This window comes from Brevundimonas sp. UBA7664, from assembly GCF_002483305.1.
Classification (GTDB): domain Bacteria; phylum Pseudomonadota; class Alphaproteobacteria; order Caulobacterales; family Caulobacteraceae; genus Brevundimonas.
The window spans coordinates 1-26500 of sequence record NZ_DLHQ01000022.1 but is presented as its reverse complement, the minus strand read 5'-3'; the positions used below and the strand labels follow the sequence as shown (position 1 = coordinate 26500).

The window sequence follows — 26500 nt, the reverse complement described above, 5'->3', positions numbered from 1 at the left end:
GAGCCATGAAACTCGCCTCGCTCAAGCACGGCCGTGACGGTCGCCTCGTTCTCGTCTCCAGCGACCTCGCCTGGTTCACCGACGCCTTCCTGATCGCCCCGACGCTGCAGGCGGCGCTCGACGACTGGGACCGGCTCGAGCCCGACCTGCGCGCCCTGGCCGAAAGCCTTGAGCACGGCGGCGTGCCGCGCGGCCGCTTCCACGAACGCGAGGCCGCGGCGCCCCTGCCCCGCGCCTATCAGTGGGCCGACGGCTCGGCCTATGTGAACCACGTCGCCCTCGTGCGTCAGGCGCGCGGCGCCGAAATGCCCGACAGCTTCTGGACCGACCCGCTGATGTACCAGGGCGGCTCCGACGGCTTCCTGGCCCCGCGCGACCCCATCCCGCTGGCCGATGAAAGCTGGGGCTGCGACCTCGAGGCCGAGGTCGTGGTGGTCACCGGCGACGTGCCCCAGGGCGTGACCCGCGAGGAGGCGCTGGACTGCATCCGACTGGTCGGCCTGGTCAACGATGTCTCCCTGCGCAACCTGATCCCGGCCGAACTGGCCAAGGGCTTCGGCTTCGTCCAGTCCAAGCCCGCCTCGGCCCTGTCGCCGGTCTTCGTCACCCCGCGCGCGCTGGGCGACCGCTGGGTCGACGGCAAGCTGAAGGGCGAGCTGAACGTCCAGCTGAACGGCGCCGATTTCGGCAAGGCCGACGCCGGGACCGACATGACCTTCGACTTCGGCACCCTGATCGCCCACCTCGCCAGGACCCGCAGCCTGTGCGCCGGGACCATCATCGGCTCGGGCACGGTTTCGAACCGCGACGCCGACGGCGGCCCGGGCAAGCCGGTCAGCGAGGGCGGCCTCGGCTACTCCTGCATCGCCGAGGTCCGCACCGTCGAGACCATCCTGCGCGGCAAGGCCGAGACGCCCTTCCTCAAGGCCGGCGACACGGTCCGCATCGAGATGCTGGACGACCAGCACCACTCCATCTTCGGCGCCATCGAGCAGGTGGTCGAGGCGGTCTGACCGTCCACCTCCCTCTCCCGCGCCAGCACCGCCGCCGGTCCCTGACAGGACAGGACCAGCCCGGCCAGGGCGATCGTGAGCCATCGTCTCATCGCAGGCCTCCTTCCTTTTCACGGACCAGAGGCGCCGACGCCGCTTTACGGATGCGGTTGACGGATTAAGCTTTGGCAAGCTGTGCGGCCCGAGGGGGGCGGCGCCCGGACGATCCATCCATGACGCCCGAACAGATCATCCCGCTCGCCGTCATCCCGGTGGTGCTGGTCCTCGTCCTGCTGCGCAACCGGCGACCCCGCGTGCTGCGACCGCGGTGGATGTGGGTCATGCCGCTGCTGATCCTGCTGGGGATAAGCGCGGGCCTGTATTTCACGCCCCATGAGCCGTTCGGACCGGCGGCCTGGGCAGCCTTCGCGGCGGCCCTGGCGATCGGCGCCCTGGCCGGTTGGTGGCGCGGCAAGACCATCACCATCCAGAAGGCCGCGGACGGAACCCTGATGGCCCAGGCCTCGCCGTTCGGCCTGATCCTCATCGTCGGTCTGCTGCTCGGACGGACGGCGATCCGTTCTGTGATGGAAAGTCAGGCCGCGTCCTGGCACGTCGATGCGGCCGTCATCACTGACGCCTTCATGCTGTTTGCCGTCGGCCTGGTCGTCGCCCAGCGGCTCGAGGTCTTCATCCGGGCGCGCGCGATACTGGCGGGCGGCGCGGACAGCCATGTGGAGGCGGCGGCGTAAGGGCTCAGGGTTCGCCGTCCCGTGGGACCGGCCGCCGCCGCCGATCCGCATTGACCTGATCAGACCTCGCAAGCTACCAAGCGCGCCTGCCGAAGCGAGCAACCGGCCTGTGCGGGCGTGGTGGAACTGGTAGACGCGCCGGACTCAAAATCCGGTTCCGAAAGGAGTGTCGGTTCGAGCCCGACCGCCCGCACCACCTCTTTGGGCCTATCGCGCGGTCGCGCTGCATGAGGCCGGGGTGACCACTTCCCCGTCTTCCTTGACGAACCGGTCCGGCGTCCGCTCCAGAAGATCGAACACCCTCTCCGACGGCCGACACAGGGCGGCGCCCTTCGGGGTGCGCACGATCGGGCGGTTCACCAGCACCGGATGCTCGACCATGGCGATCAGGATCGCGGCGTCGGGGGCGGCGGGATCCAGAAGGCCCAGCTCAGACGCCACCGCCTCCTTGTCCCGCAGCGCCTCGCGCGGCGTCAGCCCGGCCTCCGCGAACAGGGCCGCCAGATGGTCCACCGTCCAGCCGACCTGCAGATATTCGACCACCTCGGGCCGATATCCGGCCGCCTCGACCATGGCCAGAACATTGCGCGAGGTGCCGCAGCCGGGGTTGTGAAAAACGGTGACGGGGAAGGCGTCGGACATGTCAGCGCTCCTGTTCGGCGTTGCGGCGGACGGCGGGCCCGGCCTCGTACCAGCCCTTCGAGCGGTTGACGATCCAGACAACCGACAGCATCACCGGCACCTCGATCAGCACACCGACGACGGTCGCCAGCGCCGCGCCGGAGTTGATGCCGAACAGGCTGATCGCCGCCGCGACCGCCAGCTCGAAGAAGTTGGACGCGCCGATCAGGGCCGACGGGCCGGCCACGCAGTGGGCCTCTCCGGTCGCCCGGTTCAGCCCGTAGGCGAGGCCGGCGTTGAAATAGACCTGGATCAGGATCGGGATGGCGAGGATGCCGATGACCAGCGGCTGGGCCAGGATCTGCTCGCCCTGGAAGCCGAACAGCAGGATCAGGGTGGCCAGCAGGGCCGTGATCGAGACCGGGCCGAGCCGGGTCAGCAGCCGCTCAAGCCCTGCGTCGCCCGATCGCGCCAGCACCATCCGGCGCACGACCTGGGCCACGATGACCGGCAGGATGATGTAGAGGCCGACCGAGATCAGCAGCGTCGCCCACGGCACCGTGATGGCGGCTAGCCCGAGCAGGAGGCCGACGATCGGGGCGAAGGCCACGATCATGATGGTGTCGTTTAGCGCCACCTGGCTGAGGGTGAAATTCGGCTCGCCGTTGGTCAGCCGGCTCCAGACGAAGACCATGGCGGTGCAGGGCGCGGCGGCGAGGATGATCAGGCCGGCGATATAGCTGTCGATCTGGTCACCCGGCAGCCACGGCCGGAACAGGATGGCGATGAACAGCCACGCCAGCAGCGCCATGGAGAAGGGCTTGACCGCCCAGTTGACGAATAGGGTCACCCCGATGCCGCGCCAGTATTTTCCGACCTGACCGAGGGCGGCGAAGTCGACGCGCAGCAGCATGGGGGTGATCATCAGCCAGATCAGGCCGGCGACCGGAAGATTGACCTGGGCGATCTCGGCCCGGGCGATCAGGGCGAAGACGTCGGGGAACAGCCAGCCGAGGCCGATGCCCACGACGATGCAGAGGAAGACCCAGAGGCTGAGCCAGCGTTCGAAGACCGACATGGCTCAAGCCCCCGCGGGCAGGCAGCGCGAGCGGCTGGCCGCCGCGGCGACCGGAGCGCAGACTTCGGCCGCGCCACCGCAGCAGTCTTCGGCGAGGAACGCCATCAACGCGCCCATCCGGTCGAACCGGGCCGAATAGATGATCGACCGGCCATCGCGCCGGGACTGTGCCAGACCCGCGTGGGCCAGCAGGGAGAGGTTCGCCGACAGGGTGTTGGGCGGCGTTCCGAGGCGGCGCGCGATCTCCCCGGCGGCCAGACCGGCCGGCCCCGCTGTCACCAGCAGACGGAAGGCCTTCAGCCGGCCCTCATGGGCGAGGGCGGACAGGCTTTCGATGGCGGTTGTCATTTCCATATTTCGAGAATATCAGAAATGAATGACCGAGCAACCCGGCTTCGACGAACGCTTCCTTGACGCGCCCGACCTCGCCCGGCTGGAACCGCTCGGGCGCGCCGGCCATCCGCCGCGGATCCTGCTGTTGTACGGGTCGTTGCGTGAGCGGTCCTACAGCCGGTTTGCGACCGAAGAGGCGGCCCGCATTCTTGAGCGCCTCGGCTGCGAGACCCGCATCTTTCATCCACGCGGACTGCCCCTGCCGGACGCCGAGAGCGCCGACCATCCGAAGGTCCAGGAACTCCGGGCGCTGTCGCTCTGGTCCGAAGGCCAGGTGTGGTGCAGCCCTGAACGCCACGGCGCGGTCACGGGGGTGATGAAGAGCCAGATCGACTGGCTGCCGCTGAGCAGCGGCGGCGTGCGCCCGACCCAGGGACGAACGCTGGCGGTGATGCAGGTCTCGGGCGGGTCGCAGTCGTTCAACGCCGTCAACGGCCTGCGTCTGCTCGGTCGGTGGATGCGGATGATCACCATCCCCAACCAGTCCTCTGTGGCCAAGGCCTGGCAGGAGTTCGACGAGGCGGGGCGGATGAAACTCTCGGCCTACTACGACCGCATCGTCGATGTGATGGAGGAGCTGGTGAAATTCACCCTGCTAACCCGCGACCGCTCCGACTATCTGGTCGACCGCTACAGCGAACGGCGCGCCGCGGGCAGGATCGTCGAGGGTGACCGTATCGCCACCGCCGTGCTCAAAACCGTCGACTGAAAGCCGAAATCGCGCGCCGGCCCGGCTATTTCGGTCGCGCGCGGTTGCACCCGTATGCCCCGGCCCCATCTGCCCCCGATGACTTTCCCCGCCGCCGAGCCCGCGCCGCCCGCCTTCAAGGGACCCGGCTTTCCGGAGTTCGTGGCCCTGATCGCCATGATGATGGCGCTGAACGCCCTCGCCATCGACTCCATGCTGCCCGCCCTGCCGGCCATCGGCGACGCGCTGGGCGTGGTCTCGGAGAACAGCCGGCAGTGGGTCATCACCGCCTATCTGCTCGGCTTCGGGGTGACCCAGATCATCTACGGCCCGCTCGCCGACCGGTTCGGGCGCAAACCGATCCTGATGATCGGCCTGTCGCTCTATGTCGTGTTCAGCGTGCTGGCCGCCTTTTCGCCGACGTTCGAACTGCTGATCGCCGCGCGGGTCGGGACGGGTGTCGGCGCGGCGGCGCTGCGTGTGCTGGCCGTGTCGATCGTGCGCGACCGCTATGCGGGGCGGACCATGGCGCGGGTCATGTCGCTCAGCTTCCTGGTCTTCCTCGGCGTGCCCATCCTGGCGCCGGCGCTGGGTCAGTTGATCCTGACCGTGGCCCCCTGGCCGTGGGTGTTCGGCGTGCTCGCCGTCGGCGGCGCGGCCTTCGCGCTCTGGGCCGCCATCCGCCTGCCCGAGACCCTGCATCCCGCGGACCGGATGCCGATCCAGGTCGGGCGCATCGCCTCGGCCTTTCAGCAGGCGCTGACCAACCGCCAGTCGATCGGCTACACCCTCGCCATCACCGCCATATCGGGCGCCCTGTTCGGCTTCATCAACTCCAGCCAGCAGATTTTCTTCGACGTCTTCCATGAGCCGCAGCTGTTCACCGTCGTGTTCGGCGCGGTCGCCGGCGGCATCGCCGTGGCGTCGCTGCTGAACGCCCGGCTGGTGGAGCGGCTGGGGTCGCGACTGATCTCGCACACTGCCCTGCTCGGCTTCATCGCCATGTCGGCCCTCCATACGGCGGTCGCCCTGTCCGGCCATGAGACGATCTGGACATTCGCCGTGCTGCAGGCCCTGACCATGTTCTGCTTCGGCTTCATCGCCGGCAATTTCGGCGCCATGGCCATGGAGCCGATGGGCCATATCGCCGGCACGGCTTCGTCGGCCCAGGGGTTCATCTCGACCACGGGCGGGGCCTCGCTGGGCTTCCTGATCGGGCAGCAGTTCAACGGCTCGGCCGCGCCGATGGCGATCGGCTTCGTCAGCCTCGGCGTGACGGCCCTCGTCTTCGTCCTGATCGCCGAGCGCGGGAAGCTGTTCACGGCGCGCAACCCGCGTCCCGTTCTGGTCGCCTCTTGATCTTTTCGGCCCGCCGGGGCGTTGTCCCGGCAGGAAACGCACCCGGCCCGACCGACCGAGCAAGGTCGGCGGGGCCTTTGGTCAAGGACGTTCAATGATCCGCAAGCTTGGTCTGGTCTCCACATTCGCGCTCGCCGCGGCCCTGGGCGGTTGCGCCATGATTCCCGGCATGGGCCCGGGTCCGGACATGCCGCCGGTCCCGGTTTCGGCCACGGCGCCAGTCGAATATGTGCGCGACATCCACTCCCACGCCCGGCCCGAGATCGCCCGGGTCAAGCACGTCGCCCTGGACCTGGCCGCCGACTTCGCCACCGGCACCCTGTCGGGCACGGCCGCGCTGGACATCACCGCCGAGCCGGGCGCGACCGAGATCATCCTCGACGTCCGCAATCTCGACATCCAGGACATCCGGGACGCGACGGGCGCGCCGCTCCAGTTCCAGACCGGCGATAACGATCCCATCCTCGGCCAGCCGCTGACCATCCGTTTCCCGGCCTTTGCGGCGGGCGAACAGCGCCGCATCGTCATCCGCTACGCCACCCGGCCCGACGCCGCCGCCCTGCAGTGGCTGACCCCGGCCCAGACGGCGGGCGGCCGGCAGCCCTACATGTTCAGCCAGGGCCAGGCGATCCTGACCCGCACCTGGATCCCGACCCAGGACAGCCCCGGCATCCGCCAGACCTGGGACGCGCGCATCATCGCCCCGTCAGACCTCAAGGTGGTGATGAGCGCCGAAGGGCTGAACACCCGCGGCGAGCCGGCCGGCGACGGCCAGACCGCCTGGCGCTTCCGCATGACCAATCCGGTGCCGCCCTATCTGATCGCAGTGGCGGTGGGTGACGTGGCCTTCGAGGCCATCGACGAGCGCACCGGGGTCTGGACCGAGCCGTCGATGCTGGCCGCGTCCCACGCTGAAATGGTCCCGACGGCCGAGATGGTCGACGCGGCCGAGGCCCTGTACGGCCCTTACCGCTGGGGTCGCTACGACCTGCTGATCCTGCCGCCCAGCTTCCCGTTCGGCGGCATGGAGAATCCCCGCCTGACCTTCGCCACCCCGACCATCATCGCCGGCGACCAGTCGCTGGTCTCGCTGGTGGCGCATGAGCTGGCGCACAGCTGGTCGGGCAATCTGGTGACCAACGCCACCTGGGCCGACTTCTGGCTCAACGAGGGGTTCACCGTCTATTTCGAGAACCGGATCATGGAGGCGGTCTACGGCCGCGACCGCGCCCTGATGCTGCAGTCGCTGGGCTGGGGCGACCTGCAGTCGACCCTGGCCGACCTGCCCGCCGCCGACACCCGGCTGAAGCTCGACCTGGCCGGCCGCGATCCCGACGAGGGCCTGACCGACGTCGCCTATGAGAAGGGCGCCGCCTTCCTGCACACCATCGAACGCACCGTCGGCCGCGAACGGTTCGACGCCTGGCTGAAGGGCTATTTCGAACGCAACGCCTTCCGGCCGATGACCACCGAGATGTTCCTCGAGGACATCCGTGCCCACCTCGTCACGACGAAGGCGCTCGAGGACCAGCTGATGATGGACGCCTGGATCTACCAGCCCGGCATGCCGTCGAATTGGGTCCCGCCGGTGTCGGGCGCCTTCGCGCCGGTCGACGTCGCCGCCCGCGCCTTCTTCGCCGACAGGGGCCCCGCCTCGGCCATTCCGTGGGCGGGCTGGTCGACCCAGGAGCGGCAGCGCTTCCTGGCCTGGCGCCCCGAGGGCGGCGCGGCGGGCGCCGACTGGCTGACCCCGGCCCAGCTGGCTGATCTGGAAGCGACGCTGAAGCTGCGCGAGGAAGGCAATGCCGAGCTGGTCTTCGCCTGGCTGGATATCGCGGTCCAGCACCGTTACCAGCCCGCCGTGCCGACCCTCGAGCGCTTCCTGACCACCATGGGCCGGCGCAAATTCGTCCTGCCGCTGTTCACCAGCCTGTGGGCCGAGGGCGACTGGGGCCGGGCCATCGCGACGCCGCTCTACGCTCGGGCGCGGCCCGGCTATCACCCCGTGACGACCAATTCGGTCGATGCAGTGGTGGGTCGCCCATAGCGACCCACCGACATGTGACCGGCCTCGCCTTGGCTTGACCGTCGCCTGCCACTAGGTTCCGCCCCACAAACGGTGGTCAACGCCGACACGCGCTTTCAGGAGACGCCCCCATGCACGACGCGCCCCAATCCGACGCGGCCGCCCGGCTCGACAAGGAAAACCCGCTCGGCGTCGACGGCTTCGAATTCGTCGAATTCACCGGCCCCGATCCGGCCGCAATGGTCGCCCGGCTGGAGCTGATGGGCTTCACCCCCACGCATGTGAACCCGGCCAATGACGTCGTGCGCCTGAAGCAGGGCGACATCACCCTGCTGGTCCACCGCTCGCCCAAGGGTCAGGCCGCCGCGTTCGCCGGCGAGCACGGCCCCTCGGCCAACGGCATGGCCTTCCGCGTCCGTGACGCGAAATCGGCCTTCGAGGGCGCGGTGTCGCGCGGCGCCAAACCGGCCGAAGACCACGACGGCGGCGCCCTGGCCGGCGGCTATCCCTATGTGCTGCAGGGCATCGGCGGCTCGCTGCTCTATATCGTCGACCAATACGGCGAGGCCGGCTCGCTCTACGACGGCTGGGACGAGATCGAGGGCTGGGAAGAGTCCGAGCGCAAGAACTCGGTCGGACTGTTCAGCCTCGACCACCTGACCCACAACGTCCGGCGCGGCCAGATGCGCACCTGGTCCGGCTTCTACGGCGACGTCTTCGCCTTCGAGGAGCAAAAATATTTCAACATCAAGGGCAAGGCGACCGGCCTGCTGTCCCAGGCGATGATCGCGCCCGACCGCGCCATCCGCATCCCCCTGAACGAGAGCCAGGACGACAGCTCCCAGATCGAGGAGTTCCTGCGCCGCTACAACGGCGAGGGCATCCAGCACATCGCCCTGGCCACCGACAATATCTTCGAGACCGTCGAGGAGATGAAGCGGCGCGGCATCCCCTTCCAGGATACGATCGAGACCTATTTCGACCTGATCGACAAACGCCTGCCCAACCACGGCGAGGACGTGGCCCGGATGCGGCTGAACCGCATCCTGATCGACGGTTCGGACGAGGACGGCCTGCTGCTGCAGATCTTCACCCAGGACACCTTTGGGCCGATCTTCTTCGAGATCATCCAGCGCAAGGGCAACCAGGCGTTCGGCGAGGGCAATTTCCAGGCCCTGTTCGACTCCATCGAGCTGGACCAGATCCGGCGCGGCGTCATCAAGGTGGATGCCTAAGCCCCCGTCCTGGCTGCCCTGGCTCGGTCCGCTGCTGGCGGCCGGGGTCGGGGCGGCGGTCGGCGAATACGGCTTGGGCGGCGGCTTCTGGACGGTGCTGGTCGCGGCGCTGGTGGGCGGTTTCGCGCCGATCGTGGGGTACCGCGTGTGGAAGTGGCGATTTCAGCGGCGGGGCTGACGCCTCCTCAGTGAAAATCCCGCGACCCCGGAAGCACCTGCACGTCCCGCGGATGCCGTCCCCGCGCCGGCGCATGGCCTGAGCCCGGGGCGGCGTCCGGGGTCAGCTGGCCCAGCATCGGGGTCCAGTCCTCCAGATGGTCGACGACCAGATGGGTCACCCCCTCGGCCGTCTGCACCTTGCCCCGCGCCAGCACCATGCGCGCGCCCATGGCGACCGGCCGGAACGTCTCGAACACATCGGGCCAGATGACCAGATTGGCCACGCCGGTCTCGTCCTCAATGGTCATGAAACAGACGCCCTTGGCCGTGCCGGGCCGCTGGCGCACCAGCACCACCCCGCCGACCGCTACCGTCCTGCCATTGGGCCGCGCCGGATAGGCTTTCGCCGTCAGCGCCCCGGCCCGCGCCAACCGCTCGCGCAGGAAGCTGACCGGATGGCCCTTCAGCGACAGGCGGATGGTCTGGTAGTCGCCGACAACCTCCTCCGACGGGGCCAGCAGCGGCAGGGCCTCGGGCGGACGGCCGTCGGCCTCGTTCAGCCCCATGGCCTCGAACAGGGGCGCGGATGACGCCGGCGCCGCCCCCTTCGCCGCCCACACCCCCTGCCGCCGGGTCAGGTCCAGCGACCCATAGGCGTCCGCCTCGGCCAGCCGGTCCAGCGCCGACGGCGGCAGGGCGGCGCGGCGGCGCAGATCGTCGAGGTCGGCGAACGGACCGGCCGCCCGCGCCGCCATGATCGCCTCGGCCCAGACGCTCTTGAACCCGTCGATCGACCGCATCCCCAGCCGCAGCGCCCGCCGTCGGCGGCGCGGGCGCGGCTCCAGGGTGGCGTCCCAGTCGCTGGCGTTCACATCGGGGTGCCGCACCTCGACCCCGTGCTCCCGCGCATCGCGGACGATCTGGGCCGGGGCGTAGAAGCCCATCGGCTGGCTGTTCAGCAGGCAGGAGGCGAACACATCGGGATACAGCCACTTCACCCAGGCCGAGACGTAAACCAGATGGGCGAAGGAGCAGGCGTGGCTCTCGGGGAAGCCGTATTCGCCGAACCCCTTGATCTGGTTGAAACAGTTCTGGGCGAACTCGGCGTCATAGCCGCGCGCGATCATCCGCCCGACCATCTTCTCCTCGAAATTGCCGATGGTGCCGTTGTGCCGGAAGGTGGCCATGGCCCGGCGCAGGCCGTTGGCCTCCTCGCCGGTGAACTCGGCCGCGACCATGGCGATCTTCATCGCCTGTTCCTGGAACAGGGGCACGCCCAGGGTCTTGCGCAGCACATTGGCCAGTTCGTCCGGATCGGCGGCCGAACCCGGCATGGAGAAGCGGTAGCTGCCCGGGCCATGCCGCGCCTCATGGGTCCGCCGCTCCAGCCGCCGCTGCAGATAGGGGTGCACCATCTTGCCCTGGATCGGGCCGGGCCGGACGATGGCGACCTGCACCACCAGATCGTAGAATTCCACCGGCCGCAGGCGCGGCAGCATGGACATCTGCGCCCGGCTCTCGACCTGGAAGACGCCCACCGAATCCGCCCGGCACAGCATGCGATAGACCCCGCGCCGCTCTACCGGCACGGCGGCGGTGTCGGGCAGGGGCCGGCCATAGGTCTCGCCGATCATGCGGAAGGCCCGCTTCATCGCCGTCAGCATGCCCAGCGCCAGAACATCGACCTTCATCAGCTTGAGGAAGTCGATGTCGTCCTTGTCCCATTCGATGAAGGTCCGGTCGGCCATGGCCGCATTGCCGATCGGCACGATCTCGATCAGCGGGGCCTGGCTCAGCACAAAGCCACCGACGTGCTGGCTCAGATGGCGCGGGAATTGGATCAGCTCGGCGGTCAGTTCGAGCGCCAGCTTCATGCGCACGTCGTCGCGGCTCAGCCCGGCCCGGTCGACATGCTCGTCCTTCACCTCCGAGCCCCATGACCCCCAGACGGTGTCGGCCATGCGGGCGGTGACGTCCTCGGTCAGGCCCAGCGCCTTGCCCACATCGCGGATCGCCGAGCGCGGCCGGTAGTGGATGATGGTCGCCACGATCCCCGCCCGGTCGCGGCCGTAGCGCTGATAGACATACTGCATCACCTGTTCGCGCCGCTCGTGCTCGAAATCGACGTCGATGTCGGGCGGCTCGGACCGGTTCGAGGAAATGAACCGCTCGATCAGCACCTCCTGCCGGGTGGGATCGACATTGGTGATCCCCAGACAGAAGCAGATCACCGAATTGGCCGCCGAGCCCCGCCCCTGGCACAGGATCGGATCGGGCCGGGCGCGGGCCCAGGCGACGATGTCGTGGACGGTCAGGAAATAGGGCGCGTATTTCAGCTCGCGGACCAGCCGGAGCTCCTTCAGGATGATCGCCCGGATCGCCTTGGGGACGCCGCCGGGCCAGCGCGACCGGGCCCCATTCAGCGTCAGCCGGGCCAGCCAGCCCTGGGCGGAATAGCCCGGCGGGACCGGCTCGTCCGGATACTGATAGCTCAGCTCCCGCAGGGAAAAGGTGCAGGCCCGCGCCACCGCCATGGTCCGCGCCAGCGCCGCCTCATGGCCCCGGAACAGTCGCGCCATCTGGGCCGGCGGCTTCAGATGGCGTTCGGCATTGGCCTGCAGCCGCCGTCCGGCCCTGTCGATGGTCGTCCCCTCGCGGATGCAGGTCAGGACGTCCTGCAGCGTCCGCCGCTCGGGGTGGTGATACAGCACGGCATTGGTCGCGATCATCGGCGCGCCGGTGCGATGCGCCATCGCCGCCAGCCGGTTCAGCCGCTTGCGGTCATCCCCCCGCCACAGCGGCGCCGCCGCCAGATACAGGTCGTCCGGCCAGCGCCTTCGCCATATTGCCAGCCGGGCCTCGAAGGCCGCGTCGGGGCGTTCCGGCGCGGGGGCCAGGGCGATCATCCCCTCGCCCATGGCCACCGCCTGTTCGAACGTCAGCCGCGTCTCGGCCTTTGCGATCCGGTCCTCCCCCTCCTGGGGGGGAGGTGGCACGGCGCGGATACGCGCCGTGACGGAGGGGTCGCCCTCAGCCCCTCCACCATCCTTCGCCTGCGGCTCCGGATGGTCCCCCTCCCCCCAGGGGGAGGAGAAGGCCTCGCTCTTGCCCAGCGACAGCAGGCGGCACAGCCGGCCGTAAGCGGCGCGGTCGCGCGGGAAGACGATCAGCTCCGTCCCGTCGGTGAGCCCCAGCCGCGACCCGACCACCAGCGGGATGTCGACATCCTCGGCCCCCATCAGCGCCCGGACCATCCCCGCCAGCGTATTGCGGTCCGCCACCCCGACGGCGGCCAGCCCGAGGGCCTTGGCCTGCATCATCAGCTCGCCCGGATGCGACGCCCCCTCCAGAAAGCTGAAATTGGTCATGGCCCCGAGCTCGGCATACGCGCCGTCCCAGCCGTTCACGGCAGCACCCCGTGCATCCACCACGAGGGCGCCCGCTCCTCCGGGTCGCCGGAAAACTCGCGGCCATACAGCCCCTCGCGGAACAGCCAGTAGCGGCCGCCCGCATCATCCTCGACGCGATAGTAGTCGCGGGTGCGCACCTGCCGGTCGTCGGGGCGGGGCCGCCACCATTCGGGCGACAGCCGCTCGGGCCCGTCGGCGCGCGTCACCCGCCGCGACAGCCTGCGCCAGGTGAAACGGGCCGGGGCGCCGTCGGGCAGTTCGGCGATGGCCTCCACCGGCTCGGGCGGGTCGAGCAGGAGGAGGGGCCGGCGCCCCGCATCGCCCTCCGCCGCCGCCGGCGATCGCCCCAGCGCCGGCCGCCAGCGCTCGGCCCGCTCCGGGATCCAGCTGTCCACCGGCTCGGGCGTCAGCACCCGGTCCTCGCCCAGCCGCGCCGTCAGCCGGTCGATCAGGGCGGCCAGGCTCTCGGCCTGTTTCGCCTCCGCCTCGGTCTCCAGCGCCCCCTGCCGCGCCGTCATCGCCTCGACCGCGTCGGCGGTCAGCATCAGGGCGTCGAGGCCGAAGCCGAGCTCCAGCCGCCCCAGCCCCGCTTCGCGGAACAGCCGCAGCCAGATCGTCGCGTCCCGCCCTGGCCGGCCCATGCGCACCGACAGACCGGTGGTCCCGCCGTCCGAGCGGAAGCCGGTCAGGGTCAGGGCCTTCGCCCCCTGCCCGTCGCGCACCAGCGGCGCGGACAGGTCGGCGGCCAGTTCCGCCAGCCGCGCCGCCACCCCCTCGATATCCTCGACCGGCTGCATCCATGTCCGCCACGCCCGGTATTTCGGCGGCGGCCTGACCGGCGTCAGGGCCTCGCCGGCAAACCCCAGCGCCTGATCCAGCCGCTGGACCAGCCCCACCCCGGCCCCGTCGCGGAACCGGCGCGCCAGACCCGCCCGCGGCATGGGATAGAGGTCGCCGATCCGCTTCAGGCCGAAGCGCCGCGCCTGGGTCAGGGTCCGGTCGTCGAGACGCAGGGCCTCGACCGGCAGGGGCGCCAGCCGGTCCCGGACGGTGTCCTCGTCCGCGATCGCCCCCTCACCCCCCACCTCGCCCCAGCGCGCCAGCGCCCAGGCGGCGCCCGGCGTCGGGGCCACGGCCACGCGCGCCCGCCCGCCGGCCTCCGCCAGCCGGCCCCGGATCTGCTCCAGCAGCGCCGCCTCGCCGCCGAACAGATGGGTCGCGCCGGTGACGTCCAGGAACAGGCCCTCCAGCCCCTCGCCTGCCGGATCGAGGCTGACCGACGGCGACCAGCGCTCGGCCCAGACCGCCAGCGCCGTCAGGGCGCGGGCGTCGGCCTCGGGGTCGGCGGGTTTGCAGATCAGCTGGGGGATCATGGCCCGGGCGTCGGCCTGGGTCTGGCCCCGGCGCAGGCCGGCCCGGCGCGCGGCCGGATTGAGGGCGTGCAGGATCGCCGCGCCCCGGCTGTTCTTCAGGATCAGGGCGAACGGGTTCTGTGGATCGAGGGCGGGGTCAGGCGGCGAGGCCGGACGGCGCGCCCGCGTGGCTGATCGCCGCCAGACCGTCACCGGCCAGTCGATCAGCCAGACGGAGACGATGCGTCTCATCATCCTGCTCCAGCATCCATGCCCCGGGCCGTTCGCCCCGGCCGCGCACCAGTTCGGCGGTCAGCCGCAACGCGCCCGGCGCCCGGGCGTCGTCGGGATCGACCGCGCTGGCGAGGGTCGATATCCGCCACCGCCGCCGCGCCGCGCTGAGTCCGTCCAGTCCGCGCGGCAGCACCAGTCCCACGCACCCGCCCTGTTTGGCGGCGAAATCCAGCCGCCGCGTCTGGGTCAGGGTCGCCGCATCCACCGCCCCCAGGGCCAGGGACACCGCCCCCGACCGCAGCGCCTGCTCCAGCGCCCACAGGGCCTCGACCGCCGTGTTGACGGGGGCGAGGATCAGGGAAAGCCCTGGCAGGCCGGGACCATAGGGGCGGCCATATTCGCTGAGCCAGGCCCGGGTCGCGGTGATCAGAATCGGTCTCGCATCCCCCTCGATCCGCCGCGACAGGGCGAACCGCAGGACCGCGGCCATGTCCCGGGGCCCCGCGGCACAGGCTTCCTCAAGCGGCGCGGGCCGCTCGGGAAAGGCGTCGATCGAAGGAAAGGCTGCGGGCGTCATCGGAGTCCGGAACAGGATTGTTCACTATTTGTTCCGGCCGCCTCAAGAGTCAAATGCGGAATGCCTTACACACGCAAAGGTTGTTGTTCCTCCGTTTTTGATTGCAAACCATGGTGCGGTCTTTGCACCGAAACAGTCTTTCCAGGCCGACAGGCCCAAACGGTACGAAACCCTGGCCATGGCCATCCGCGAACTGACCGACGCCGACTACCCCGGGGTCCAGGCCCTGCACCGCGGGGTCGGCTGGCCTGAGCGGTCCCTGGCCGGCTGGAGATGGCTGCACGCCAATCCCGCCCGGCTCGAGATCGGCGCGCCCGCCGGCTGGGTCTGCACCGGCCCGGACGGCCAGCTGACGGCCCATACGGGCAATTTGATCCAGCGCTTCCGCTTGGGCGACCGGGTGCTTCACGGCGCGACCGGCTTTTCGATCATCGTCACGCCGGCCGCGCGGGGCGCCAGCCGGTCGCTGATCAAGGCCTTCAACGATCAGTCCAACGTCTTCGCCGCCTGGACCTTCAACGCCAACGCCCGGTCCAGCCCCCTGTATGCCCGCCACGGCATGAGGGCCTGGCCCGAAGAGACGCACGACCTGAAGCTGAGCTGGCCCGTCGATCGCCCCGCCCTCGCGGTCGGACGCCTGCTTCGCGGCTTGGTGAACGCCGCGCCGGGCGTCGCGCCGCATCTGGGCGAGTGGCTGATGAACGACAGGTTGGGCCGCACGCCGCAGCTGCCCCTGCCAGCCGGCGTCACGCAGTTGACGGATTTCCGGGACCAGTCCGCCTATGCGGCCTTCTGGCAGGCCCTGAACGCAGAGGGACGCCTGCTCGGCGACCGCAGTCCGGCCTCGCTCCGATGGCGGTTATCGGACCCCGACCTGACCACGCCGCCGCTGGCCCTCGCCTTCAGCCGCGAGGGCCGGATCACCGGCTACGCCATGGCGATGATGGCCAAGGGCAACATCATCGAGGCCCCTGTCCTCGAAATCATCGATCTGGAGGCGCTGGCGGACGACGGCGCGGCCATTCCGGCCTTGATGGACGCCCTGCTCGTCCTGGCCCGCCCGATGGGCGCGGCCAAGGTCCGGCTGCAGACGACAAGCCGAAACGGCCTGTCGCGGCTGGGGTCCCATACATCGGCGGCGCGCCGGGAGGGGGGCTGGGGGCATTGCCATGTCCGGTTCGCCCCCGACGCCCCGGATCCGTCCCTGTGGTCGCCCACGCCCTGGGACGCCGACTACGCCATCTGTCTGCGGCCCATTCCACTTCCCACGCGAGCGCGCGGACGAGTTCCGGTCAGGGTCCGCGCGACGGCCTCGAAAGCCTGAGGCCTAACCCCGGGGCCGGGCCTTCAGTTCGTCGCGGATCTCGGCCAGCAGGGCCTCGGTCGCCGTCGGCGCGGCGGGAACCGGGTCCGGCTCGGCCGCCCTCTGGCGGCGAAGGCGATTGATGAACTTCACCATCAGGAAGATGACGAAGGCCACGATCAGGAACTGAATCAGGGTGTTTATGAAGGCGCCGTACTGGATGGCGACCTCCTCGAGAGCTTCGGTCGCCGGGTCTTCCGGCGCCAGCACCCATTTCAGGTTCGAGAAGTCCACGCCGCCCAGCAACAGACCGATCGGCGGCATCACCACCTGTTCGACCAGGCTGGTGACGATCTTGCCGAAGGACGCGCCGATGATGACGCCGACCGCCAGGTCGATGACGTTGCCGCGCGAGATGAAGTCCCTGAACTCTGAAATCATTCCCATGGCTGACCTCAGGTGTCGCCGGCGTTCAGCCGCTCGCGCAGCTCTTTGCCGCTCTTGAAGAAGGGCACGGCCTTGGCCGGCACGTCGACGGTTTCACCCGTCCGGGGATTGCGGCCGGCCCGCGCCGGGCGGCCCCGCACCGAAAAGGCGCCGAAGCCGCGCAGCTCCACGCGGCCGCCGTCGCCGAGCGAATCCACCATCCGTCCCAATACGATATTGACCACCCGCTCGACCTCAGCGTGGGTCAGGTGGGTGTTCTCCGCAGCGAGCTTCTCGATCAGCTCGGACTTTATCATTCTGCAGGCCCCCCGTCCTGTTGCGCGCTTCCCCAGGACGCATACGGGTGCATCCAAGCGCAGGATGCAACCCCACCCTAGCCCTCACCTGTCGGGGGAAAAAGGCCCCGTGACGGATTTGCCGCGGAAATGTCGGTTAACGGACAGGACGCGAGGGCGATACCGCAGATTCGGTACGGTCGCCGACCAAGAAAAAGGCGGCCGGATCGCTCCGGCCGCCTGATCCGTTTCACCGGCAGGAAGAAGACTATTCCTTCGTGCTGGCCTTCTCGCGCAGGGCGGCGCCGAGGATGTCGCCCAGCGAAGCGCCCGAATCGGACGAACCGAACTGTTCGATCGCCGCGGTCTCGTCCTTCATTTCCAGGGCCTTGATCGACACCGAGACGCGGCGCGAGGCCTTGTCGATGCCGGTGACCATGGCGTCGACGCGGTCGCCGACCGAATAGCGCTCGGTGCGCTGATCGGCGCGGTCGCGGGACAGATCGGACTTGCGGATGAAGGCGGTCGCCGGGGCGTCCTCTTCACCGAACTTGACCTCGATGCCGCCGGTTTCGATCGACGTCACGGTGACGGTGACCTGCTGGCCCTTCTTGAAGGTGTCGCCTTCCATCGGATCGCCGCCCAGCTGTTTGATGCCCAGCGAGACGCGTTCCTTCTCGACGTCGACGTCCAGCACCTTGGCCTTGACGGTTTCGCCCTTGCGGTAGCGCTGGATGGCTTCCTCGCCCGAGACGTTCCAGTCCAGGTCGGACAGGTGCACCATGCCGTCGATGTCGTTGTCCAGGCCGATGAACAGGCCGAACTCGGTGGCGTTCTTGACCTCGCCCTCGACGGTCGAACCGATCGGGTTGGCGGCCACGAACGCATCCCACGGATTGTCCTGGGCCTGCTTGAGGCCCAGCGAGATGCGGCGCTTGGAGGCGTCGACATCCAGCACGACCACGTCGACTTCCTGCGAGGTCGAGACGATCTTGCCCGGGTGGACGTTCTTCTTGGTCCAGGACATTTCCGAGACGTGCACCAGGCCTTCGACGCCGGCTTCCAGCTCAACAAACGCGCCGTAGTCGGTGATGTTGGTGATGCGGCCGGTCATCTTGGCGCCGACCGGGTATTTGGCTTCGACGCCGTCCCACGGATCGGTCTGCAGCTGCTTCATGCCGAGGCTGATGCGCTGGGTGTCCGGGTTGATCTTGACGATCTGGACCTTGACGGTGTCGCCGACGGCGAGGACCTGCGAGGGGTGCGAGACGCGCTTCCACGACATGTCGGTGACGTGCAGCAGGCCGTCGATGCCGCCCAGGTCCACGAACGCGCCGTAGTCGGTGATGTTCTTGACCACGCCTTCGCGGACTTCGCCTTCCAGCAGCTGGCCGACCAGTTCGGTGCGCTGTTCGGCGCGGGCTTCTTCCAGGATGGCGCGACGCGAGACGACGATGTTGCCGCGCGGACGGTCCATTTTCAGGATGGCGAAGGGCTGTTCCTTGCCCATCAGCGGGCCGACGTCGCGCACCGGGCGGATGTCGACCTGCGAGCCGGGCAGGAAGGCCGAGGCGCCGCCGAGGTCGACGGTGAAGCCGCCCTTGACGCGGCCGACGATGGCGCCGTTGACCGGCTGGCCTTCGGCGAACACGACTTCCAGACGGGTCCAGGCTTCCTCGCGACGGGCCTTGTCGCGGCTGATGACGGCTTCACCCAGGGCGTTCTCGACGCGCTCGAGGTAGACTTCGACATTGTCGCCGAGCTTCGGAATGACGGCGCCTTCGCCGATGCCGAACTCGCGGGCCGGGATGCGGCCTTCGGTCTTCAGACCGACGTCGATGATCAGGATGTCCTTTTCGATGCCGACGACGCGGCCGTGAACGACCTGGCCTTCGCCGAGGTCACGGCCCTGAAGGGTTTCGTCGAGCAGCGCGGCGAAATCATCGCGCGAGGGGGAGAAGCTTTGGGTGTCAGTCATGCGGTGGTTGGGTTTCTAACGGTTATGGCGCGCGACCGGATGGCCCCGCGCGAGGTGAGAGTGAAAGGATAATCAGGTCGTCAGGACACGAGGCGAATGAGCCAGAACGCCCGCGGAAGCCGAGGTATGGAGCGTTGGATTTGCCGGCGGTCCCTAGAGACCGTGCCGGCTGCGCGCCGCCTCGACGATACGGCGGGCCGCATCGAAGGCGGTCTCTATATCCATATCGGTCGTATCCAGCAAGACGGCGTCTTGCGCCTGCACCATGGGGGCCGCGCCCCGGCCCGCGTCGCGCTCATCCCGGCGCATGATGTCGGCCAGCATCTCCTCATAGGCGATGACGTCGCCGCGGCCTGTCAGCTGTTTCCAGCGGCGCATGGCCCGCACCCCGGGCGTGGCGGTGACATAGAGCTTGGCCTGGGCCTCGGGGGCGATGACGGTCCCGATATCCCGCCCGTCGAGCACCGCCCCGCCCGGCTGGGCCGCGAAGGTCTTCTGGAAGGCCAGCAGGGCCGCGCGCACCCCCGGATAGCCGGCCACGCGGCTGGCGGCCTCGCCGGCGCCTCCGTCGGTCAGCCGTTCGGTATCGACCAGGTGACCGGCGTCCAGCGCCCGCGCCACGGCCTCGGCGGCGGCCTGGTCGTCCAAGGATCCGCGCGCGTCGAGCACGGCGAGCCCGACGGCCCGGTACAGCAGGCCGGTGTCGAGATGCGGCAGACCATAGGCTGCGGCCAGCCGGGCGGCGATGGTGCCCTTGCCCGAGGCGGCGGGGCCGTCGACGGCGATGATCAGGGGTGCGGTCATTCAGACGCTGCGATATCGGCCCCGAGGCCGCGCATCAACTCGACAAACCCCGGAAAGCTGGTGGCGATCATGCCCGGCTCGTCCACGGTCACCGGTTCGTCCGCCGCCAAACCCAGCACCAGATGGCTCATGGCGATGCGGTGATCGCCGTGGGTGGTCACGGTCGCGCCGCCGCGAACGGACCCGCCGAAGACGGTGAATCCTTCCGGCTCCTCCTCGACCCGGACGCCGCAGGCGGTCAGGCCCGCCGCCATCAGGGCGATGCGGTCGCTCTCCTTGACCCGCATCTCGCCGATGCCCCGCATCACCGTCGCCCCCTCGGCGAAGGCGGCTGTGGCGGCGAGGATCGGGTATTCGTCGATCATCGAGGCGGCGCGTTCCGGCGGCACAACCACCCCACGCAGCTTCGAATGCCGGGCGGTGACGTCGCCGACCTCCTCGCCGCCGGCCATGCGGCGGTTCGAGACGGTCAGATCGGCCCCCATCTCGCGCCAGGTCTCGAACAGACCGGTGCGCAGCGGGTTGAGCATCACGCCTTCGACCGTGACGTCCGATCCGGGGACGACCAGTCCGGCCGCCAGCGGGAAGGCGGCGGAAGATGGATCGCCGGGCACGGCGACGGTGGTTCCGGACAGCGCCTGGCCGCCCTGCAGGCTGACCCGCCAGCCCTCGCCCACCGGCAGGACGCCGACCTCGACGCCAAAGGCCTTCAGCATCCGCTCAGTATGATCCCGGCTCGGCTCGGCCTCGGTCACCGTGGTGACGCCGTCAGCCTTGACCCCGGCCAGCAGGATCGCTGACTTGATCTGGGCCGAGGCGACGGTCTGGACATAGTCGATCGCCGACAGCCCCCCGCCGGCGACCGCGACCGGCAACCGGTCCTCGGCGTCCTGCCAGTCGAACCGCGCGCCCATATCGGCCAGCGGCTCCGTCACTCGCCGCATCGGCCGTTTCCGCAGGCTGGCGTCACCGTCGAACGTCGCGGTGAGCCGATACCCCGCCGCCGCCCCCATGAGCAGCCGCACGCCCGTACCGGCGTTGCCGCAGTCGATGACACCGGCCGGCTGCTTGAACTCGCCCTGCCCGGTCACCCGCCAGCGCCCTTCGCCCAGTCGCTCGACGGTCGCGCCGAACGCCTCGACCGCCCGCGCCGTGGCCAGGATGTCGTCGCCTTCCAGCAGGCCCTCGATGTCGGTGACGCCCGTCGCCATGGCCCCCAGGATCAGGGCGCGGTGGGAGATCGATTTATCACCCGGCGCGCGCACCCGACCCGTCAGCGCAAGGCTGCGACGGGCGGTCAGTTGGGCGGGAATCGACACCCGGCGGTCTCCGGAAGGCTCAGCGGGCCCAGAGTCCGGGGACGCCGCGCGGAGATGGCTTTTGACAGCGGCCTCAGGGGGTGGCAAGGGAGCCGCCCCATTTCCCCACTCCCGCCAAAGGTCTTCAACCGTGGCCAAACCCGAACTGGGCCAGAAGCAGGTCTGCCCGAACTGCCAGGCCAAATTCTACGACCTGGGCCGTCGCCCTGCCCATTGCCCGAAATGCGCGACCGAATTCGATCCCGAGGAGGCGCTGAAGCTGCGCAACCGCCGCGGCCGTCCGGCCGGCTACCCGGCCGACGACGCTGATGAAGATCAGGTCAAGGACAAGAAGGCCGACGGCGACGAGGACGAGGAAGAAGAAGCCGTCGCAACGCCCGAGATTGATCAGGAAGGCCACGAGCCGATCCTGACGCCGGACGACGATGACGAGACTCCCGTCGATCCCACCGAAGAGTCCGGCATGGGCGAGGCGAGCGAGGACGACGATGTCCTGGCCGACGACGACGATGACGACTCCGTGCCGTTCATCGAGGACGAGGACGACGACAATTTCGAGGACGAGATCAAGGCGCCCAAGGACGACGAATAGACGATTTTCGCCCCCTCCCCGGACGGCTTTCGGGCGGTTCGGGGAGGTCGAAAATAAATGGCTGAACCGGGCTTGATCGTGATCAGACCCTGACATAGGTTCCGCCGCCTCGCAGCAGGGCCTCCCGGCCCCCACGCGATCCGACCGAAAGGCCCAGCGCCCGAGGTTCGGGGCTTTAGCTCAGCTGGTAGAGCGCTTGCATGGCATGCAAGAGGTCAGCGGTTCGACTCCGCTAAGCTCCACCATCGAAGGCCCCGCGGGAAACCGCGGGGCCTTCGTCCCATCCGGCTCCCGTTGATCTGTCCGCAATCCCGCCCCATCTAGGGAGCTGGCCGACGCCTCGCCGATGACGGGGGGCGCAGACGGCGCAAGGCCTGCTTCGGGGGCGAGAGACGATGACGACACGCACCATATTGTTCGACAGCCCCTTCCTGCTCGGCTTCGACCACACCCGGGCCCTGATCGACCGGGCCGCCCGCGCCGCGGCGGACAGCTATCCACCCTACAATGTCGAACAGCGCGGCGAGCTTTCGGTGCGCATCTCGCTGGCCGTCGCCGGGTTCGGTCCCGACGACCTGGTGATCACCCTCGAGGGCCGCCAGCTGACCATCGCCGGCAAGCGCGAACCTGCGCCGGACCAGTCCGACCAGGCCTTCCTGCACCGCGGCATCGCCGGGCGCGGCTTCGTCCGCAGCTTCGTCCTCGCCGACGGACTGGACGTCGACGCGGCCAGCCTCGAACACGGCCTGCTCCACGTCGATATGAGCCGGCCGGCAGACCTGCCCGCGGTCCGGCGCATCCCCATCACCCGGGGCTGAGGCCACCGTTTTTCCAGCCGCCGCATTCGGGGCCGGACCCCAAAGCCCTGTCGGGGCGTTAGTTCAGTACAAGGAGGCGGTCTCGATGACGCCGGCGATCATGACCAAGGAAGATTTCAGGGGGCTGGGCGCGCCCGACCTCGTCTATGTGCGCGAGATCCGCGCGTCTGACGTGATGGCCGATGTGGCCCTCTCCGCCGCCAAGGGGCTGTCGGTCGATCCCGAAGCCACCCTGTTCGCCGTCCATGGCGCCGACGGCGAGCGGCTGGCCGTGATGATGGATCGTGAGTCCGCCTTCGCCGCCGCCGTGGCCCACGAGCTGGAGCCGGTCTCGGTTCATTGATGGAAGGCGCTACCGCCCCGCGCGCGGCGCGGGGCTGCTTGAGCGCGTCAGGCCGCCGTCGCCGGAAGGCTGTCGCGGACGAACAGGGCGCGGATCGCGTCCACGGTCCGGGCCTGTCGCAGGTGTTCGCGCATCTCGGACGAGCGCAGGGCCCGCGAGATCGCCGCCAGGGCGCGCAGATGTTCGGCGCCGTCGCGCGGCGGGGCGAACAGGGCGAACAGCAGGTCCACCGGACGGTCGTCGACCGCCCCATAGGCGACCGGCGTCTCCAGCCGGACGAAGACGGCCGTCACCCGGTCGATGCCTTCCAGCCGCGCGTGCGGAACCGCGACGCCCGAACCCAGGCCGGTCGACCCCAGGGCCTCGCGCTCGAGCAGGGCCTCCATGATCCGGTTTTCCGGCATGCCCAGGGCATGCGCGGCGGCCTCGGCCACCGTATGCAGGGCCTGACGCTTTGACGAGGCGCCGCTGCGCAGGACGACGCCGCCGTCCGCCAGCAATTCACCGATGTCCATGAGAAGTTCCCGACTCTGCCACACATCCCGAATGGGCGGGGGCCGTTTAGACCACCCGCCTCGATTGGGGAAGACTATACGCCGCTACCGTTTACCGAACCGTGTCCATTGATCGACTTCCCCGTTCGCTCGGGATCGATCCAGCCCACATTGCCGTCGGGACGGCGGTAGACGACCGAGAGGCCGCCATGGGCGGCGTTGCGGAAGAGCACGACGGGATAGCCGGTCATGTCGAGCTCAAGCACGGCCCGCCCCACCGTCAGGGTACGGATTTCATGCTCGGTCTCGGCGATGACCATGCCGACGGGCGGCGGTCCGTCAGGGCCCGCGTCGCCGAAGGTGTCGTCCTCCACGTGCTCGGGGTCATGGAAGACCATGCTGCGGGCGACCTCGCGGGCGGCGTTCTCGGTCTTTTCGGGCGACAGGCCCTTGGGACCGATGTGGTGGTCCTTGAGGCGCCGCTTGTAACGCCGGACCCGCTTCTCAAGCTTTTCAAGGCTGTCCGAGAAGGCGCCGTGGGCGTCGGCCCCCTGGCCGGTGGTGACCAGGCTCTGTCCCGAGGCGAGGCGGACCCAGCAGTCGACCTTGAAGCCGTGGCCGTCCTTGGACACCACGACCTCGGCGTCCTGCGCCCCGCGTTCGAAATATTTGCCGATCCCGTCTTCGAGTTCCTGGGTGATGCGCGAGCCTAACGCGTCGCCAACATCTACGTGCTTGCCGCTGACCTGGATTTGCATGGTGATAGAACGCGACCGAACGGGAATGGTGTCAACGGTGATCACCGAAATGTGGTGTCTTGACGCAAATTGTCGGGAGGAATTGGACGACGGAAATCGGGAGAATTCGACGACGGGCGGGTGGGACAGGAGATACAGCGAATACAGGCGGGGAAAACGGGGTTCTCAGCCGGTTCGAAGCATCCGTTTGCGCTCGACCGACGAGGGGATGCGCAGGGCCTCGCGGTATTTCGCCACGGTGCGGCGGGCGATGTCGATGCCCGCCTCTTTCAGGATCTCCACGATCCGGTCGTCGCTCAGCACGTCGCCGTCGCGGCCCTCGCCGTCGATCATCGCCTTGATCCGGTGGCGCACGGCCTCTGCCGAATGGGTCGCCCCGCCGTCGGACGACTGGATCGCCGCCGTGAAGAAGAATTTCAGCTCGAACACGCCGCGCGGGGTCGAGACGTATTTGTTCGAGGTCACCCGGCTGACCGTCGACTCATGCATGCCGATGGCGTCGGCGACGGTCTTCAGGTTCAGCGGGCGCAGGAACTCGACCCCGAAGGCGAGGAAGGCGTCCTGCTGGCGCACGATCTCGGACGACACCTTGAGGATGGTCTTGGCCCGCTGGTCCAGCGATTTGACCAGCCAGCTGGCCTGGGCGGCGCATTCGGCGACGAAGGTCTTCTCCACGTCCGAGCGCGAACCGGCCGCGACCACGCCGTGATAGCGCTTGTCCATGATCAGGCGCGGCAAGGTGTCGGCGTTCAGCTCGACCTTCCAGCCGCCGGCCGGATCGGACCGCACATGGACGTCGGGAATCACCGTCTGGGCCGGTTCCCCGCCGAAGCCCGCGCCGGGCCGGGGCGTCAGCGCCTTCAGCTCGGCGATCATCTCGGCCATGTCCTCGGCGTCGACGCCGCAGGCCTTGCGCAGGCCGGACAGGTCGCGTTTCGCCAGCAGGTCCAGGTTGGCCAGCAGACAATCCATCGCCGGGTCGAACCGGTTACGCTCGATCAGTTGCAGTTTCAGACACTCGGGCACCGACCGGGCCATGACGCCGGTCGGTTCGAACCCGTGGCACACCGCCAGCACGCCCTCGACCCGTTCCAGGGCGATGCCCAGCCGGTCGGCGATCTCGGCCAGTTCGCCGCGCAGATAGCCGCCCTCGTCGACGCTATCGATCAGGGTCAGGGCGATGGCGTGGTCGGAGGGCGAGAAGGCCGCCTGCGAGGCCTGGGCCTGCAGATGCTCCCACAGGGTGGCCTCGCGGCTGTCGGGCTGTTCGCGGCCCTCGCCGTCCAGCACACCGCCTCCGGCGCCCGCGCGGGACCAGTCGTTGAGGCCGACCTGGGCCTCCCCCACGCCGACATCCTCCATCCGGTCCGAAGTGCGCTCGCCGGGGCTGGCGTCGCCGTAGACATCGTCGGAGCGGGCGTCGAGCGTGCGGTCCGCGTCCTGAACCCGCCCCTCGTCGAAACTCATCTCGGCGGCGTCATGGCTTTCAGCCGCGGCCGGCGCGTCCACCTCGCCGCCGGGCTCGGCGTCCTCGCGTTGGAGCAGCGGATTCTTCTCGAGCTCCGCCTCGACGAAGGCCTCGAGCTCGAGGTTGGACAGTTGCAGCAGCTTGATCGCCTGCTGCAGCTGGGGCGTGATGACCAGCCCCTGGCCCTGCCGTATCTCCAGCCTCTGTCCGAGCACCGTTCTTTTTCCCCTGCCCCCGGGCGTGGCCCGAAACTTGCTGCGGCCACCTTGTGGCCGGAACGGTTAACGGGGGTCTAAGCCGCGCGGCGGATGGATCGGAACGCTGACTTGTCGCGCCCCGGCGGCCACGCCGCCGTCTTGTCGCAAAGCGGACGCGTGGAAGGTCTGCTGAGGGGGGTGAGTGGACATTATGACCGCACTGCTTGACCGCACTCTGGTCAGTCATAAAGTCATAGTCGTGAGGATCGCACGCCATGCTCCTGCCAGCACTGACAGTCGCCAGTTCGCTATTGGCCGTCATCGTTCAGTGCGTCACGCCTGAGGCAGAGGTCACCCTCAACGCGCGAGACGCAGCCGACATCACTGTGGAAGTGGCGAACGTGGGCGATCACCGACTTTGCTACTTTCTAGGCGACGCTCGCTCATTCTATCTCACCCAGAATGGTGTCGAGGCACCGTTCCCCACTGGAGTTCCGCATATGGGACCCGGTCCGCGCTGCGCGGTGTTGGGGGCGGGAGAGAGCAAGCTTGAGACCTTCGATTTAAGCGTCATCTACCCGACAATGGCTCCGGGTGATGAACTGTGCATCTTGGCCGCTGTTTGGGATCACGACGCCAGCGATGAGGCAGAGACCACGGTAAAGGCTTGCCAGATCGTTCAACGTTGAACGTCCGCAACGGGTCGGGAGCGGACCCTCGCCTGAGGGTGGAAAGCGGACCTTCTCGGCGCAACCAAAGCGCAACGCGCTGGTCCCGCGGGCACGCCCTTCACCGAGAGCGGTGGACACGAAAGTGAGCTACGCTTTG

The 26500-nt window shown here is 69.1% G+C and carries 26 protein-coding genes and 2 tRNA genes; 14 read left to right on the top strand and 14 right to left on the bottom strand.

Features of this window, described 5'->3' with window-relative positions:
- The first annotated feature begins 5 nt into the window (after window positions 1-5).
- From B2742_RS04505 to B2742_RS04495, 3 genes are all read left to right on the top strand, one after another.
- Window positions 6-1013 carry a fumarylacetoacetate hydrolase family protein gene (locus B2742_RS04505; protein WP_292063462.1) on the top strand — a complete coding sequence of 336 codons (1008 nt, stop codon included), beginning with the start codon at window positions 6-8 and terminating at the stop codon, window positions 1011-1013.
- Window positions 1014-1225: 212 nt separating this feature from the next.
- Entirely contained in the window at window positions 1226-1744 is a 519-nt protein-coding gene (locus B2742_RS04500) for a CcdC protein domain-containing protein (RefSeq protein WP_292063461.1), read from the top strand.
- 111 nt (window positions 1745-1855) lie between these two features.
- Window positions 1856-1940 (top strand) — tRNA-Leu (locus B2742_RS04495).
- A gap of 11 nt (window positions 1941-1951) precedes the next feature.
- On the opposite strand, the gene arsC is transcribed toward B2742_RS04495, so the two are convergent.
- The 3 genes from arsC to B2742_RS04480 are packed head-to-tail and all read right to left on the bottom strand — an operon-like array spanning window position 1952 to window position 3797.
- Window positions 1952-2386 (bottom strand): arsenate reductase (glutaredoxin), encoded by a 435-nt coding sequence (gene arsC / locus B2742_RS04490; RefSeq protein ID WP_292063458.1) that lies wholly within the window; start codon window positions 2384-2386, stop codon window positions 1952-1954.
- A gap of 1 nt (window position 2387) precedes the next feature.
- On the bottom strand, window positions 2388-3443 hold the full coding sequence (gene arsB, locus B2742_RS04485) for an ACR3 family arsenite efflux transporter (protein WP_292063456.1): 1056 nt from the start codon (window positions 3441-3443) through the stop codon (window positions 2388-2390).
- A 3-nt stretch (window positions 3444-3446) separates the two neighbouring features.
- The gene (locus tag B2742_RS04480) at window positions 3447-3797 is read right to left on the bottom strand and encodes an ArsR/SmtB family transcription factor (RefSeq protein ID WP_292063453.1); all 351 of its coding nucleotides are present in this window, start codon (window positions 3795-3797) and stop codon (window positions 3447-3449) included.
- Between the two features lie 22 nt (window positions 3798-3819).
- Here B2742_RS04480 and arsH point away from each other — a divergent pair, with 22 nt between their 5' ends.
- From arsH to B2742_RS04455, 5 genes are all read left to right on the top strand, one after another.
- Window positions 3820-4545: an arsenical resistance protein ArsH gene (gene arsH, locus B2742_RS04475; protein ID WP_292063450.1), complete on the top strand. Its 726-nt coding sequence runs from the start codon at window positions 3820-3822 to the stop codon at window positions 4543-4545.
- Window positions 4546-4623: 78 nt separating this feature from the next.
- Window positions 4624-5883 carry a multidrug effflux MFS transporter gene (locus B2742_RS04470; RefSeq protein WP_292063448.1) on the top strand — a complete coding sequence of 420 codons (1260 nt, stop codon included), beginning with the start codon at window positions 4624-4626 and terminating at the stop codon, window positions 5881-5883.
- Window positions 5884-5977: 94 nt separating this feature from the next.
- Window positions 5978-7930, top strand: coding sequence for a M1 family metallopeptidase (locus tag B2742_RS04465; RefSeq protein ID WP_292063446.1), 1953 nt, complete (start codon window positions 5978-5980; stop codon window positions 7928-7930).
- Window positions 7931-8040: 110 nt separating this feature from the next.
- Window positions 8041-9144: a 4-hydroxyphenylpyruvate dioxygenase gene (gene hppD, locus B2742_RS04460; RefSeq protein WP_292063444.1), complete on the top strand. Its 1104-nt coding sequence runs from the start codon at window positions 8041-8043 to the stop codon at window positions 9142-9144.
- Window positions 9137-9322, top strand: a complete 186-nt coding sequence (locus B2742_RS04455) for a hypothetical protein (protein ID WP_292063442.1) — start codon at window positions 9137-9139, stop codon at window positions 9320-9322. Before hppD ends, B2742_RS04455 begins: the two co-directional genes overlap by 8 nt.
- A gap of 7 nt (window positions 9323-9329) precedes the next feature.
- On the opposite strand, the gene B2742_RS04450 is transcribed toward B2742_RS04455, so the two are convergent.
- From B2742_RS04450 to B2742_RS04440, 3 genes are read right to left on the bottom strand one after another with little or no spacing between them, the layout of a single operon-like run.
- Window positions 9330-12710, bottom strand: coding sequence for an error-prone DNA polymerase (locus B2742_RS04450; RefSeq protein ID WP_292063440.1), 3381 nt, complete (start codon window positions 12708-12710; stop codon window positions 9330-9332).
- Window positions 12707-14317, bottom strand: coding sequence for a Y-family DNA polymerase (locus tag B2742_RS04445; protein WP_292063438.1), 1611 nt, complete (start codon window positions 14315-14317; stop codon window positions 12707-12709). Before B2742_RS04445 ends, B2742_RS04450 begins: the two co-directional genes overlap by 4 nt.
- Entirely contained in the window at window positions 14223-14789 is a 567-nt protein-coding gene (locus B2742_RS04440) for a hypothetical protein (protein WP_292063436.1), read from the bottom strand. Before B2742_RS04440 ends, B2742_RS04445 begins: the two co-directional genes overlap by 95 nt.
- A 265-nt stretch (window positions 14790-15054) precedes the next feature.
- Between B2742_RS04440 and B2742_RS04435 the strand changes: the two genes are divergently transcribed.
- Window positions 15055-16200: an N-acetyltransferase gene (locus B2742_RS04435; protein ID WP_292063434.1), complete on the top strand. Its 1146-nt coding sequence runs from the start codon at window positions 15055-15057 to the stop codon at window positions 16198-16200.
- Window positions 16201-16203: 3 nt separating this feature from the next.
- On the opposite strand, the gene mscL is transcribed toward B2742_RS04435, so the two are convergent.
- The 5 genes from mscL to aroA form a co-directional block, all read right to left on the bottom strand.
- Window positions 16204-16626, bottom strand: coding sequence for a large-conductance mechanosensitive channel protein MscL (mscL, locus tag B2742_RS04430; protein ID WP_292063432.1), 423 nt, complete (start codon window positions 16624-16626; stop codon window positions 16204-16206).
- Window positions 16627-16634: 8 nt separating this feature from the next.
- Window positions 16635-16922, bottom strand: a complete 288-nt coding sequence (locus tag B2742_RS04425; RefSeq protein ID WP_292063430.1) for an integration host factor subunit beta — start codon at window positions 16920-16922, stop codon at window positions 16635-16637.
- 247 nt (window positions 16923-17169) lie between these two features.
- Complete coding sequence (gene rpsA / locus B2742_RS04420) at window positions 17170-18879, bottom strand: 30S ribosomal protein S1 (protein WP_292063427.1); 1710 nt, start codon at window positions 18877-18879, stop codon at window positions 17170-17172.
- A 153-nt stretch (window positions 18880-19032) separates the two neighbouring features.
- The gene (cmk, locus tag B2742_RS04415; protein WP_292063425.1) at window positions 19033-19683 is read right to left on the bottom strand and encodes a (d)CMP kinase; all 651 of its coding nucleotides are present in this window, start codon (window positions 19681-19683) and stop codon (window positions 19033-19035) included.
- On the bottom strand, window positions 19680-20996 hold the full coding sequence (gene aroA / locus B2742_RS04410; protein WP_292063531.1) for a 3-phosphoshikimate 1-carboxyvinyltransferase: 1317 nt from the start codon (window positions 20994-20996) through the stop codon (window positions 19680-19682). Before aroA ends, cmk begins: the two co-directional genes overlap by 4 nt.
- A gap of 136 nt (window positions 20997-21132) precedes the next feature.
- Here aroA and B2742_RS04405 point away from each other — a divergent pair, with 136 nt between their 5' ends.
- The 4 genes from B2742_RS04405 to B2742_RS04390 all read left to right on the top strand — a co-directional run bounded on the left by B2742_RS04405 (window position 21133) and on the right by B2742_RS04390 (window position 22755).
- Window positions 21133-21594: a TIGR02300 family protein gene (locus B2742_RS04405; RefSeq protein WP_292063423.1), complete on the top strand. Its 462-nt coding sequence runs from the start codon at window positions 21133-21135 to the stop codon at window positions 21592-21594.
- A 169-nt stretch (window positions 21595-21763) separates the two neighbouring features.
- A tRNA-Ala gene (locus B2742_RS04400) sits at window positions 21764-21839 on the top strand.
- 150 nt (window positions 21840-21989) lie between these two features.
- Complete coding sequence (locus tag B2742_RS04395) at window positions 21990-22412, top strand: Hsp20 family protein (RefSeq protein ID WP_292063421.1); 423 nt, start codon at window positions 21990-21992, stop codon at window positions 22410-22412.
- 85 nt (window positions 22413-22497) lie between these two features.
- Window positions 22498-22755, top strand: coding sequence for a DUF1150 family protein (locus tag B2742_RS04390; RefSeq protein WP_292063419.1), 258 nt, complete (start codon window positions 22498-22500; stop codon window positions 22753-22755).
- Window positions 22756-22802: 47 nt separating this feature from the next.
- Here B2742_RS04390 and B2742_RS04385 read toward each other — a convergent pair whose 3' ends face one another.
- The 3 genes from B2742_RS04385 to rpoN form a co-directional block, all read right to left on the bottom strand.
- Window positions 22803-23270, bottom strand: coding sequence for a PTS sugar transporter subunit IIA (locus tag B2742_RS04385; RefSeq protein WP_292063417.1), 468 nt, complete (start codon window positions 23268-23270; stop codon window positions 22803-22805).
- Between the two features lie 74 nt (window positions 23271-23344).
- Window positions 23345-24007: a ribosome hibernation-promoting factor, HPF/YfiA family gene (gene hpf / locus B2742_RS04380; RefSeq protein ID WP_292063415.1), complete on the bottom strand. Its 663-nt coding sequence runs from the start codon at window positions 24005-24007 to the stop codon at window positions 23345-23347.
- 165 nt (window positions 24008-24172) lie between these two features.
- Window positions 24173-25690, bottom strand: a complete 1518-nt coding sequence (rpoN, locus tag B2742_RS04375; RefSeq protein ID WP_292063412.1) for an RNA polymerase factor sigma-54 — start codon at window positions 25688-25690, stop codon at window positions 24173-24175.
- Between the two features lie 257 nt (window positions 25691-25947).
- Between rpoN and B2742_RS04370 the strand changes: the two genes are divergently transcribed.
- Window positions 25948-26361 carry a hypothetical protein gene (locus tag B2742_RS04370; RefSeq protein WP_292063410.1) on the top strand — a complete coding sequence of 138 codons (414 nt, stop codon included), beginning with the start codon at window positions 25948-25950 and terminating at the stop codon, window positions 26359-26361.
- Window positions 26362-26500: the final 139 nt, after the last annotated feature.

What these genes read in the sequence shown, in the direction of transcription:
- B2742_RS04370 (WP_292063410.1), top strand. Translation starts at nt 25,948, where the DNA reads ATGCTCCTGCCAGCACTGACAGTCGCCAGTTCGCTATTGGCCGTCATC.
- cmk (WP_292063425.1), bottom strand. Translation starts at nt 19,683, where the DNA reads ATGACCGCACCCCTGATCATCGCCGTCGACGGCCCCGCCGCCTCGGGC.
- B2742_RS04455 (WP_292063442.1), top strand. Translation starts at nt 9,137, where the DNA reads ATGCCTAAGCCCCCGTCCTGGCTGCCCTGGCTCGGTCCGCTGCTGGCG.
- arsB (WP_292063456.1), bottom strand. Translation starts at nt 3,443, where the DNA reads ATGTCGGTCTTCGAACGCTGGCTCAGCCTCTGGGTCTTCCTCTGCATC.
- hppD (WP_292063444.1), top strand. Translation starts at nt 8,041, where the DNA reads ATGCACGACGCGCCCCAATCCGACGCGGCCGCCCGGCTCGACAAGGAA.
- B2742_RS04440 (WP_292063436.1), bottom strand. Translation starts at nt 14,789, where the DNA reads ATGGCCGCGGTCCTGCGGTTCGCCCTGTCGCGGCGGATCGAGGGGGAT.
- B2742_RS04425 (WP_292063430.1), bottom strand. Translation starts at nt 16,922, where the DNA reads ATGATAAAGTCCGAGCTGATCGAGAAGCTCGCTGCGGAGAACACCCAC.
- hpf (WP_292063415.1), bottom strand. Translation starts at nt 24,007, where the DNA reads ATGCAAATCCAGGTCAGCGGCAAGCACGTAGATGTTGGCGACGCGTTA.
- B2742_RS04465 (WP_292063446.1), top strand. Translation starts at nt 5,978, where the DNA reads ATGATCCGCAAGCTTGGTCTGGTCTCCACATTCGCGCTCGCCGCGGCC.
- B2742_RS04480 (WP_292063453.1), bottom strand. Translation starts at nt 3,797, where the DNA reads ATGGAAATGACAACCGCCATCGAAAGCCTGTCCGCCCTCGCCCATGAG.
- B2742_RS04505 (WP_292063462.1), top strand. Translation starts at nt 6, where the DNA reads ATGAAACTCGCCTCGCTCAAGCACGGCCGTGACGGTCGCCTCGTTCTC.
- B2742_RS04390 (WP_292063419.1), top strand. Translation starts at nt 22,498, where the DNA reads ATGACGCCGGCGATCATGACCAAGGAAGATTTCAGGGGGCTGGGCGCG.
- B2742_RS04385 (WP_292063417.1), bottom strand. Translation starts at nt 23,270, where the DNA reads ATGGACATCGGTGAATTGCTGGCGGACGGCGGCGTCGTCCTGCGCAGC.
- B2742_RS04435 (WP_292063434.1), top strand. Translation starts at nt 15,055, where the DNA reads ATGGCCATCCGCGAACTGACCGACGCCGACTACCCCGGGGTCCAGGCC.
- B2742_RS04470 (WP_292063448.1), top strand. Translation starts at nt 4,624, where the DNA reads ATGACTTTCCCCGCCGCCGAGCCCGCGCCGCCCGCCTTCAAGGGACCC.
- rpsA (WP_292063427.1), bottom strand. Translation starts at nt 18,879, where the DNA reads ATGACTGACACCCAAAGCTTCTCCCCCTCGCGCGATGATTTCGCCGCG.
- B2742_RS04395 (WP_292063421.1), top strand. Translation starts at nt 21,990, where the DNA reads ATGACGACACGCACCATATTGTTCGACAGCCCCTTCCTGCTCGGCTTC.
- arsH (WP_292063450.1), top strand. Translation starts at nt 3,820, where the DNA reads ATGACCGAGCAACCCGGCTTCGACGAACGCTTCCTTGACGCGCCCGAC.
- B2742_RS04445 (WP_292063438.1), bottom strand. Translation starts at nt 14,317, where the DNA reads ATGAGACGCATCGTCTCCGTCTGGCTGATCGACTGGCCGGTGACGGTC.
- arsC (WP_292063458.1), bottom strand. Translation starts at nt 2,386, where the DNA reads ATGTCCGACGCCTTCCCCGTCACCGTTTTTCACAACCCCGGCTGCGGC.
- mscL (WP_292063432.1), bottom strand. Translation starts at nt 16,626, where the DNA reads ATGGGAATGATTTCAGAGTTCAGGGACTTCATCTCGCGCGGCAACGTC.
- B2742_RS04500 (WP_292063461.1), top strand. Translation starts at nt 1,226, where the DNA reads ATGACGCCCGAACAGATCATCCCGCTCGCCGTCATCCCGGTGGTGCTG.